This window comes from Agathobaculum sp. (assembly GCF_050946325.1).
In the GTDB taxonomy this organism is placed as follows: Bacteria; Bacillota; Clostridia; order Oscillospirales; family Butyricicoccaceae; genus Agathobaculum.
Map to the genome: position 1 here is coordinate 1 of NZ_JBMNUP010000063.1, position 9,532 is coordinate 9,532.

General features: G+C 58.8%; 14 protein-coding genes. 12 read left to right on the forward strand and 2 right to left on the reverse strand.

Going from position 1 to position 9,532, the window contains the following annotated elements; translation table 11 throughout:
- From ACOYIE_RS06365 to folD, 4 genes are all read left to right on the forward strand, one after another.
- Positions 1–400: insulinase family protein (locus ACOYIE_RS06365; RefSeq protein ID WP_433411507.1), on the forward strand; the 400-nt coding region annotated here is incomplete at its 5' end.
- Positions 397–1,668, forward strand: a complete 1,272-nt coding sequence (gene yfmH, locus ACOYIE_RS06370) for an EF-P 5-aminopentanol modification-associated protein YfmH (protein WP_433411509.1) — start codon at positions 397–399, stop codon at positions 1,666–1,668. The genes ACOYIE_RS06365 and yfmH, both read left to right, overlap by 4 nt.
- Before the next feature lie 26 nt (positions 1,669–1,694).
- Entirely contained in the window at positions 1,695–2,678 is a 984-nt protein-coding gene (gene lgt, locus ACOYIE_RS06375) for a prolipoprotein diacylglyceryl transferase (protein WP_433411511.1), read from the forward strand.
- Positions 2,679–3,530 (forward strand): bifunctional methylenetetrahydrofolate dehydrogenase/methenyltetrahydrofolate cyclohydrolase FolD, encoded by an 852-nt coding sequence (folD, locus tag ACOYIE_RS06380; protein WP_433411513.1) that lies wholly within the window; start codon positions 2,679–2,681, stop codon positions 3,528–3,530. It abuts the gene before it with no gap.
- On the opposite strand, the gene ACOYIE_RS06385 is transcribed toward folD, so the two are convergent.
- Complete coding sequence (locus tag ACOYIE_RS06385) at positions 3,515–3,664, reverse strand: hypothetical protein (protein ID WP_433411515.1); 150 nt, start codon at positions 3,662–3,664, stop codon at positions 3,515–3,517. The genes folD and ACOYIE_RS06385 overlap by 16 nt on opposite strands.
- Positions 3,665–3,740: 76 nt before the next feature.
- Between ACOYIE_RS06385 and ACOYIE_RS06390 the strand changes: the two genes are divergently transcribed.
- The 8 genes from ACOYIE_RS06390 to obgE all read left to right on the forward strand — a co-directional run bounded on the left by ACOYIE_RS06390 (position 3,741) and on the right by obgE (position 8,631).
- Positions 3,741–3,938 (forward strand): helix-turn-helix domain-containing protein, encoded by a 198-nt coding sequence (locus ACOYIE_RS06390; RefSeq protein ID WP_433411517.1) that lies wholly within the window; start codon positions 3,741–3,743, stop codon positions 3,936–3,938.
- Between the two features lie 178 nt (positions 3,939–4,116).
- On the forward strand, positions 4,117–4,794 hold the full coding sequence (rpiA, locus tag ACOYIE_RS06395; RefSeq protein WP_433411519.1) for a ribose-5-phosphate isomerase RpiA: 678 nt from the start codon (positions 4,117–4,119) through the stop codon (positions 4,792–4,794).
- 36 nt (positions 4,795–4,830) lie between these two features.
- Positions 4,831–5,445, forward strand: a complete 615-nt coding sequence (locus ACOYIE_RS06400) for a hypothetical protein (RefSeq protein ID WP_433411521.1) — start codon at positions 4,831–4,833, stop codon at positions 5,443–5,445.
- 16 nt (positions 5,446–5,461) lie between these two features.
- Positions 5,462–6,049, forward strand: a complete 588-nt coding sequence (locus ACOYIE_RS06405; protein WP_433411523.1) for a hypothetical protein — start codon at positions 5,462–5,464, stop codon at positions 6,047–6,049.
- 153 nt (positions 6,050–6,202) lie between these two features.
- Positions 6,203–6,514 (forward strand): 50S ribosomal protein L21, encoded by a 312-nt coding sequence (gene rplU / locus ACOYIE_RS06410; protein WP_433411532.1) that lies wholly within the window; start codon positions 6,203–6,205, stop codon positions 6,512–6,514.
- Between the two features lie 4 nt (positions 6,515–6,518).
- Positions 6,519–6,857, forward strand: a complete 339-nt coding sequence (locus tag ACOYIE_RS06415; protein ID WP_433411525.1) for a ribosomal-processing cysteine protease Prp — start codon at positions 6,519–6,521, stop codon at positions 6,855–6,857.
- Complete coding sequence (gene rpmA / locus ACOYIE_RS06420; protein ID WP_031476960.1) at positions 6,844–7,122, forward strand: 50S ribosomal protein L27; 279 nt, start codon at positions 6,844–6,846, stop codon at positions 7,120–7,122. Before ACOYIE_RS06415 ends, rpmA begins: the two co-directional genes overlap by 14 nt.
- Before the next feature lie 234 nt (positions 7,123–7,356).
- Positions 7,357–8,631 carry a GTPase ObgE gene (gene obgE, locus ACOYIE_RS06425; RefSeq protein ID WP_433411527.1) on the forward strand — a complete coding sequence of 425 codons (1,275 nt, stop codon included), beginning with the start codon at positions 7,357–7,359 and terminating at the stop codon, positions 8,629–8,631.
- A gap of 146 nt (positions 8,632–8,777) precedes the next feature.
- Here obgE and ACOYIE_RS06430 read toward each other — a convergent pair.
- Positions 8,778–9,532, reverse strand: a 755-nt coding sequence (locus tag ACOYIE_RS06430) for a zinc-binding dehydrogenase (RefSeq protein ID WP_433411529.1), incomplete at its 5' end; no start/stop codon positions are given.

Genomic DNA, 9,532 nt, shown 5'->3' on the forward strand with positions numbered 1-9,532 from the left:
GTTTTTGCATGTGCGGGAAAAACAGTCGCTCTGCTATTATGCCAGCGCGCAGTTTATCGCGTCCAAGGGCATTATGATGGTCAATTCCGGCATTGAAAACAGGGATTTTGAACGCGCGCGGGATGAAATTCTGCATCAGTTGGAAGACTGCCGCGCCGGCGGGCTGACAGAGGCCGAAATCGCCTCAGCCCGCAAGACGCTGGTGACGAACTGGCGCGCCATGCTGGATGATCCGCTGACGCTGGAGCGGTACTGGCTGGGACAGGCCGCGGCCGGTACGCTGGTGCCGCCGGAGGAGCGGATCGCGCAGGTTTCGGCGGTCACGCCCGAACTGGTTGCAGCCGCGGCGCAGCAGACCGAGCTGGATATGGTATATTTTATGAAGGGGGCGGGCAAATGAGCAGAGTTTACGCCTCCCTGAACGAACGGGTGGAAAGCCGGACGCTGGAAAACGGCCTGCGCGTGTGCTATCTGCCCAAGGAGAATTTCGGCAAAACGTTTGCCATCCTGGCCGCCAATTACGGCTCGGCGGATATGTCTTTTACGCTGGACGGCAAGCGGTATGATACGCCCGCGGGCGTGGCGCATTTTCTGGAACACAAGATGTTTGAGGACGAGGACGGCAACGCGCTGCAAAAGTTTGCCCGCACAGGCGCCAGCCCCAATGCGTTCACCAGCCAGACGATGACGGCGTATCACTTTTCCTGCACCGAGCGGTTTGAGGAAAATCTGGAGATTTTGCTCAAATTTGTGTTTACGCCGTATTTTACCGAGCAGAACGTCGCCAAGGAGCGCGGCATCATCGGGCAGGAGATCGGCATGATGGACGATACGCCCGGCTGGCAGGCGTTTATGGGCCTGTTTGAAGGCATGTACCGCGCGCATCCGGTGCGTATTCCCATTGCGGGCAGCGTGGAAAGCATCGCCCAGATTACGCCGGAAACGCTGTATACCTGCCATCGTGCGTTTTACAGCCCGCGCAATATGGCGCTGGTTGTGTGCGGCACGGCGGATTTTGACGAGGTCTGCCGCATGGCGGCGCAGTTTTCGCCGCAGCAGGCGCCGGAGATCGGCCGGCGGCATTACGGTGCGCGCCGTGAGACGGTCAGCGAGCTGACGGTGACCCGCCGGATGCAGGTATCGCAGCCGCAGTTTCTGCTGGGCCTGAAGGACGACCCGCTGCAGCAGGGGGAAAGCCGCCTGCGCCGCGGCCTGCTGGGCGAGCTGGCGCTGCGCATTCTGTGCGGCGATACCGCCCCCCTTTATGCGGAACTGTATGAAAAGCGCCTGATCGGCCGTGACTTTGACACCGATTATACGCTGATTCCCGAGGGAGCCGCCGCCGTGCTCGGCGGGGAGAGCCGCGACCCCGAGGCCGTGCGGACGGCCATCGAGGCGGAAATTGCGCGTCTGGCGCGCGAGGGCGTGGACAAAACACTGTTCCGCCGGATGAAAAAGGCGCTGTATGGTCTGTATCTCAGGGTGCTGGATGTGCCCGACGCCTATGCCCGCCAGCAGGCGGCCGCGTTGTTCGCAGGCGAGGATTATCCGGATTTTGCCGCCCTGTTTGACACGGTGGGGCCGGACGATGTGCAGGCCATGTATGCGCGCTGGGCGCGGCGTGACCGCTCCTGTCTGTCGGTTGTTATGCCGCGGCAGGAAGAATAAACAACAGCAAAGGAAGCTATCACATCATGGAACAAGTTATCTCTTTCCCTGGACTGGGGCTGGAGTTTACGCTCAACCGCGTGGCGTTCACCCTGTTCGGCCAGAAGGACATTTATTGGTATGGCCTGATTATCAGCGCCGGTTTTGTGCTGGCAGCGCTGTACCTGAGCACGCGCATCAAACGCTTTGGACTGACTGTGGACCATCTGCTGGACTGCATCATTCTCTGCGTGCCGACAGGCGTCATCGGCGCACGGCTGTATTACGTTGTTTTCCGCTGGAGCTATTACAGCCAGCATCCGGAAGAAATTATCGCCATATGGAAGGGCGGCATCGCCATATACGGCGCGGTCATCGCCGTTGTCATCACGCTGTGGGCATACAGCCGCCATAAGAAGATCTCCTTCGGTACGCTGTGCGACCTGGCGGCGCTCGGCCTGCTGATCGGCCAGTGCATCGGCCGCTGGGGCAATTTTGTCAACGGCGAAGCGCACGGCAGCATTACCCTGCTGCCCTGGCGTATGGTGATCGACGGCAGCAGTCCCTTCCATCCGACCTTCCTGTATGAATCGCTGTGGAATCTGGTGGGCTTCCTTGCACTGCATTTTTACTCCAAAAAACGCCGCTTCAACGGCGAAATTGCGCTGCTGTACGTCGCATGGTACGGCCTGGGCCGCGCATGGATCGAGGGCCTGCGGACGGACAGCCTGTATCTCGGTCCGGTGCGCATCTCGCAGGTGCTTGCGGTCGTAAGCTGCGTGGTTGCGGTGGCTGTGCTGGTGCGCAAGTATCATCGCATTGTGGTGGATCAGAAATTCTATCATCCTGCGCCGGCCGCGCCCGCGCCCGCTGTGGAAACGGCGCCTGCGCCCGCTGCCCAGCCGGCAGCCGGGCAGCCCGAACCGGCGCCCGAAAGCGAATCCATGCCGCAGCCGGAGCAGTCGCCCGCGCCGCAGGCCGAGCCGGACCCCGTGCCGACGCCCGTGCAGAATCAAGAGGAGGACGTATAAATGAGCGCAGTAAGAATGGACGGCAAAGCGCTTTCCGCCAAGGTGCGCGGCAGCATCCTGGCGGAGACGGAGGAACTGAGGCGCCGGGGCGTCACGCCCGGCCTTGCAGTCATCATCGTGGGCAATGACCCCGCGAGCGAGATCTATGTGCGCAACAAGGAAAAAGCCTGCGCAGAGTGCGGCTTTTACAGCGAAAAATATGCCCTTCCGGCCGAAACTTCGCAGGAAGAGCTGCTCGGCCTGATCGCGCAGCTCAATGAAAGCCCGCAGATTTCGGGCATCCTGTGCCAGATGCCCGTGCCGAAGCACATTTCCGAGCAGGCTGTCATCGACGCGATTGACCCCAAAAAGGATGTGGACGCGTTCCATCCGGTCAACGTGGGCAAGATTATGACCGGCAACTTTGATTTTGTGCCCTGCACACCGGCCGGTGTGATGGAGCTGCTGGCCGAGTATCAGATTGACCCCAAGGGCAAGGAGTGCGTGGTCATCGGCCGCTCCAACATCGTCGGCAAGCCGATGAGCATGCTGCTGCTGCACAAGCACGGCACGGTGACGGTTTGCCACAGCCGCACGGAAAATCTGGCAGAGGTCTGCCGCCGCGCGGACATTCTGGTGGCCGCAGTGGGCAAGGCCGGCTTTGTTACACCCGATATGGTCAAGGAAGGCGCAGTCGTGATCGACGTGGGCATCAACCGCAATGCGGCGGGCAAGGTCTGCGGCGACGTGGACCCCGCGGTGATGGAAAAGGCCTCCTTTATGACGCCGGTGCCGGGCGGCGCCGGTCCGATGACGATTACCATGCTGATGAAGAACACGCTCAAGGCGGCCAAGCTTCAGTGCGGCTGCTGATCTTTGGCGTACAGCGCGCCCATCAGGTCGAAAGCGAAGCGCATCCCGCAGAGAAAGGCTTCAAGCGGGTCTTTGGGGTCGCGCATAAACGGCCGGGCCTCGTTCCAGAACAGGTCTTCCAAAAATGTGTTCATAGGATCACCTCTTGTATTTGATTTAAATACAGCATAGCATGTGTTTGGGTTCAATGCAAGATGCAAAGGGATATAAATGGATTATATTGATCGAATCAAACAGGCTCGTGAAGAAAAAGGGATTTCCCAACGTCAGTTCAGCAAAATGCTGGGATTTGCAGAGGTTACCTACAGTCCCTATGAACGCCGTCAGCGCAAGATGGACGTGGATATGCTGATACAGATCTGCAAGCTGCTGGAGCTGTCTGCGGATGAGATACTGGGACTGAAATAAAAAGACGCGCGTCAGTATATACCTGTAAAAACACAAAAGGCGGCTGGTTTCAGCCGCCTTTTTTGCTGCGCGGCAGATGTTTCTTTTTGTTCGCGGTCTGTCCGCGGGAAAGGGGATTGACCTTTTTCCGCAAGCATTCTATAATAAAAGTACCAACTTCAGGGGAGGATTAATAATCATGGATATGAAAAAACTGGCCGGTGAAAAGGCCGCCACTTATGTGAAGGACGGTATGGTTGTCGGTCTTGGTACCGGTTCCACCGCGTATCATATGGTGAATGCTGTGGGCGAGATGGTAAAGAACGGTCTGAAAATTCAGGCGATTCCGACCTCCAAGGCAACCGAGGCGCAGGCGCGCGAGCTGGGCATTCCGCTGCTGACCATCGACGAGGTGGACCATGTGGATTTGGACATTGACGGCGTGGACGAGATCGACCCCGCTTTCAACGCCACCAAGGGCGGCGGCGGCGCGCTGTATCGGGAAAAGGTCGTTGCCTCCATGGCGAAGGAAGTCATCTGGATTATGGATGAGAGCAAGCTGGTGGACAAAATCGGCGCGTTCCACCTGCCGGTAGAGATTGCGCAGTACGGCTCCAAGCAGGCCATGGCAAAGATGGCGGAATACGGCTGGAATCCGGTTCTGCGCGTCAAGGACGGCAAAACCTTTGTGACCGATAACGGCAACTACATTGCGGACCTGCACCTCGGCGCAGGGTTTGATATTCAGGATGTATACAGCAAGCTGAACGGCATGCTGGGCGTGCTGGAGCACGGCCTGTTCCTCAACATGTGCAAGCGCATGATCGTCGGCTGCGCCAACGGCGAAGTCAAGGTCATCGAGAACGAGAGCAAGTAAGCAAACTACCATAATACCGGCGGGGAGGGCGGCACGATGGATGATACAATCAGAAGACGGCCGGGCGTGCGCGAAGGCTATCCGCGCAGGCGGCGCAAGACCAATTACCGGCTGGTGCTGTGCGGCGCGCTGGCGGTCTGCCTGATACTGGCCGTTCTGTTTTTCGCGCTGTTTCTGAACCAGCGCGGCAAGACGAAAGATTTGGAAGAGCAGGTGAAAAAACTCACCGAGCAGACCCAGACGCTGACGGGCGAAAAGACCACGCTGCAAAGTACGCTGGACGGCATGTATGATTCGGCCATCGCGGCGCTGCCTGACCCGACCACGGCGCAGACAGAAGCGCTGCCCGACCTGATTCCGCAATTGACCGGCAGCATTTATCTGGTGCGCTCGACCGGAAGCGGCTATCAGTACCTCAAGATTCCGTCCGGCATTCTGGCGGACAAGCTGATCGCCTACCGCGACGCGGCGGACTATACGGCGGCGGCCAGCGGCGTGACGGCGGATCTGTGGGTGCTGTATGACGATAAGGTGATTGGCATCAAGAGCGGGACAGATACCGGCTTTGTCAGCACCGACCGCACGGCTTCCGGCGCGGAATATACGCTGCCGAGCGGATTTTCGGCGTTTGTGTCCTCGTTCTTTGCGTAAGTAGGAGGACGGCAGGATGGAGAAAAAGCACAACCATGCCTTGTGGTATACGCTGCTGATTGCGCTGTGCCTGATACTGGGGGTAAAATACTGGCAGGCGGCGGAGCTCACAAGCAGCCTGGAGGGAATGCTAAATGCAGCCGCACAGGAGCATCAGAAGGCGATAGAAGAGTTTAACACGCTGCATCAGGACTATGAGGAAATACAGCAGGCCCTGATTGCGGAGAGCGCCCCGCTGCCTGTGCGCGCAGAGACGGATGTTCTGTCTGAGCTGATTGCGCAGCTGGACGACGGCGATTACGCGGTGCATCGGACAGAGGACGGCGGGCTGGAATACTGTCCGATTCCTGCGGGATATCTGGCGGATAAGGCTGCGGAATACTGCGCCGCGTCATATGAACCGGCAAAACAGCCTGACGCGGCAGGACAGCCTGCGGCAGCGCTGGATGAGGACGACTGCTCCTGGTGGCTTGTCCGTCCGGACTGCGTGGCTGGTTTTGACCTGACCTGCGGATTTATCAGCGCGGAGCGCGGAACAAGCGGAGAGACGCTGATCAAGATCGACGCGGCCAGAAGTTTTGCAGGAGCGTTTTTTAACCGGTGACAAAACAAAAAACGGGCGGGAGCGCTTGACAAGCGCTCCCGCTTGTGTTATGCTGTTAAAAGCCGCATTGTGCAATGGCTTTTGTTAAGTGTGCCCGAAACCGGGCGCCGCCGTGCCAAGCGTGACTCTATAATGAAAGAGAGGGAAAACCACATGTATGCCATTCTGAAAACTGGCGGCAAGCAGTACAAGGTATCCGAGGGCGACGTGATCTACGTTGAGAAGCTCGGCATGGAGGACGGCGCAACCGTTACTTTTGACGAGGTTCTGGCCGTAGGCGAGGGCGATTCCATCACCGTCGGCGCTCCTTACGTTTCCGGCGCTGCCGTAACCGGCACGGTTGAGAAAACCGGCAAGGGCAAGAAGATCAACATCTTCAAGATGAAGCCCAAGAAGGGTTACCGCAAGCGTCAGGGCCATCGTCAGCCGTACACCAAGGTGACCATCGCGTCCATCAAGGCGTAAGGCGGTGACAAAGGTCACTTTTTCGTCGCGGGGAGCAAGGCTCCTCTCGGTGGACATCCTCGGCCACGCGGGCTACGCGGAAGAGGGGGAGGACATCGTTTGCGCGGCGATCTCCAGCGCGGTTATGCTGACGCATGCTTTGCTGTTTGACGTGCAGAACATTCCGGTCGATACGCTGATCGAGGATGACGGCGCACACATCCGCATCACGCTGCCGCAGGGCGGGGATATGGAACGCGGGCAGGACGCGCTTCGGGCGCTCAAACTGCATTTTAACGAGCTGGAACAAGATTATTCCGAATTTTTGAACGTAATGGAGGTGCACGCAGATGCTGAAGATTAGCTTACAGTTTTTCGCTCATAAAAAGGGCGTAGGTTCGACCAAGAACGGTCGTGACTCCGAGGCCAAGCGCCTGGGCGTCAAGCGCGCGGACGGCCAGACCGTACCGGCTGGCAACATCCTTGTCCGTCAGCGCGGCACGAAGATCCATCCGGGCCTGAACGTCGGCCGCGGCAAGGACGACACCCTGTTCGCCAAGGTAGAGGGCGTTGTTCGTTTCGAGCGTCTGGGTAAGGACCGCAAGCAGGTCTCTGTTTACCCGCAGTAAACGTATAGGGGGAATCCAATTCCCCCTATATACAAAATCCGCTATGCGGCTTTTGATACCCCCTGGACGCGGCCATGCCGCGTATGGGCGGCATCACAAAATCGGGCAGAGCTCGATTTTGCGATGGAATTCACAGAATTCCGTTTTTAAGCGCGCAGAGCGCGTTTTGGAAGAACAGAAATCCCAGACGTTTGTCTGGGATTTTGTTTTCATTCCCCTGAAAGGAGGAAAAAGATGTTTATTGATATTGCAAAAATCCGTATTGCGTCCGGCAAGGGCGGCGACGGCAAGGTAGGCTTTCATCGGGAAAAATACGTTGCTGCGGGCGGGCCGGACGGCGGCGACGGCGGCCGCGGCGGTTCGGTGATTTTCAAGGTGGACGATAACCTTTCCACCCTGCTGGATTTCCGCTACAAAAAGAAGTATGTGGCGGCGGCCGGTGAAAACGGCGGCAGCAACCGCTGCAAGGGCAAGGACGGTGCGGACCTCGTCATCCGTGTGCCGCGCGGCACGATTCTCCGCGACCAGAAAACCGGACAGGTCATCAAGGACTTGTCGGACGACGAGCCGTTTATCGCAGCCAAGGGCGGCAACGGCGGCTGGGGCAATACGCATTTTGCCACGCCGACCCGTCAGGCGCCGCGGTTTGCCAAGCCCGGGCAGCCTGGTGTTGAGCGCGAGATCGTGCTTGAGCTCAAGCTGCTGGCCGATGTCGGTCTGGTCGGCTTCCCGAATGTGGGCAAGTCCACGCTGTTGAGCATGGTTTCTGCCGCGCGGCCCAAAATCGCCAACTATCACTTTACCACGCTGGTGCCCAATCTGGGCGTTGTATCCGTGGGGGAGGAGCAGTCCTTCGTCATGGCGGATATCCCCGGTATTATTGAGGGCGCAGCCGAAGGCGCGGGGCTGGGGCATGATTTCCTGCGGCATATCGACCGCTGCCGCCTGCTGCTGCATCTGGTGGATGCGGCGGGCAGCGAGGGGCGCGATCCGATCGACGATATCGAGAAGATCAACGCCGAGCTGGCCGGATACAGCGAATTTCTGGCAGCGCGGCCGCAGATCATCGTGGCCAACAAGACCGACCTGCTGGGCGATGACCGCGAGCCGGTCGAAAAGATCCGCCGTTATGCGGAGGAACACGGCCTGCTGTTTGCCGAGCTTTCCGCGGCGACCAATCAGGGCGTGAAGGAGCTGATCCGCCTGACCTGGCACGAATTGCAGCAGCTGCCGCCGGTGTTTGTGTATGAGCCGGAATTTGTCGAGACCGCACCGGACACGGCGGGCGCACGTGAGTGGACGGTTGAAAAGGTTGAGGATTATTATGTAGTTTCGGGCGCATGGGTGGATAAGATCATGGGCTCGGTCAATGTGGATGACTATGAATCCCGCCAGTATATGGACCGTATGCTCAAAAGCGCAGGCGTTTACGACCGCCTGGAGCAGATGGGCGTGCAGGAAGGCGATTTTGTCGTCATCGGCGATCTGGAATTTGAGTACGTTTACTAAAGCGAAAAACTTCGTTTTCCGGCAGGCGGTATTCGGACTCTGTGCAATATGGAAGAGAAAAAGTCAGGACATCTGTCCTGACTTTTTTTATGTATTTGCGCTGCAAATGCTGATGGATGCGCCTTATTTTTAAAGACGGAATGTTTTTATGGCTGCATGGTAACGGCAACTTTCATCACATGATCGCGTTTGCCCTCAAACAGGGCGTAAGCCGCATCAATCTCCTGCAAGGGGAAGATGTGGGTGATGAGCGGGGTGGTGTCGATCTCGCCGGCGGCGATCAGGCGCAGCAGCGCATCGCAGTCGCAGCCGTCCACGCCGCCGGTTTTGAAGGTCAGGTTTTTGCCGTACATATCGGGCAGCGGGAGCACCTGCGGGGTGTCATACAGCGCTACGATGGTGACCGTTGCGTTCGGCCGCGCGCACTCCCATGCAAGGCGGAAGCTGTCCGCCGTGCCGGCCACTTCAAGCACCACATCCGCCCCGCCGTGACTGCTGTTGCGGCGCACAAATTCAAGCGCATAGGCGGGGGTGACGGTCAGCACATCGGGATAGTGCGTTTGCAGAAATTGCAGGCGCGCGGGGTCCTGCTCGCACACGATGATGTGGCGGGGATGATGCAGCTGCGCGCACAGCAGGGTGCAGATACCGGTCGGTCCGGCGCCGATGATGAGCACGGTATCCTCCGGCTTAATATCAGAAATGCGGGCGGCCCAGTAGCCGGTGGCGAGCACATCGCCCACAAACAGCGCCTGACGGTCGGACACGCCATCCGGAATACGGTTCAGGCCCTGGTCGGCATAGGGAACGCGGACGTATTTGGCCTGCCCGCCGTCAATCCGGCAGCCGAGCGCCCAGCCGCCGTTGGGGTCGGTGCAGTTGTTGACATAGCCGTTCCGGC